General features: G+C 64.9%; 1 protein-coding gene. It reads right to left on the reverse strand.

Going from position 1 to position 695, the window contains the following annotated elements; genetic code table 11:
- On the reverse strand, window positions 1-695 hold a 695-nt coding region (locus tag FQ705_RS18815), incomplete at both ends, for a catalase (protein WP_144143580.1).

The raw sequence follows: 695 nt of genomic DNA on the forward strand, positions 1-695 counted from the left end.
GACAGGTCCGCGTGGGTGGCCGAGGCCAGGCGCTTGCCGTAGTCGGCGTCGGCCTTGTAGAAGTACGACAGCATGGTGATCTTGTTGTCGTCGTTGCTGACGTGGTTCAGGTCGCCCGAGAGCGCCGTCACCAGGTCCGCCTTGCCCTGCGAGGACAGCGAGCGGTAGTACTCGCCGGCCTGGCGGAAGTTCAGCGTCTTCTTGATCGCGGCCTGCTGGGTGGTGCCCGACAGCGGCGTCTGCACGTACTTGTACTTCGGATCCTGCGGGATCTCGCCGAGCGTCGAGGGCTCGTAGTTCACCTCGCCCTTGCGGTCGCCCGCGTTCATCAGCCCGTCCTGGTTGTTGTTGACCACCGGCACGCGCGGACGATTGATCGGCAGCGAGTTGAAGTTCGCCCCCAGGCGGTACATCTGCGTATCGGCGTAGGAGAACATCCGGCCCTGCAGCATGCGGTCTTCCGAAGGCTCGATGCCCGGCACCATGCGCGAGGGCGCGAAGGCCGATTCCTCGGTGCTCTCGAAGTAGTTGTCCGGCACGCGGTTCAGCGTCATGGTGCCGATCTTGCGCTCCGGCACGTCGGCCCAGACCTTGGTGTCGTCGAGCGCGTTGTAGTCGAACTTGTCGAGATCCGCCGGCTTGAGCACCTGGATGTAGAGGTCCCACTTCGGATCGTCGCCGCGCTTGAGCGCGCC

Source organism: Paraburkholderia sp. BCC1884, from assembly GCF_900996225.1.
GTDB lineage: Bacteria > Pseudomonadota > Gammaproteobacteria > Burkholderiales > Burkholderiaceae > Paraburkholderia.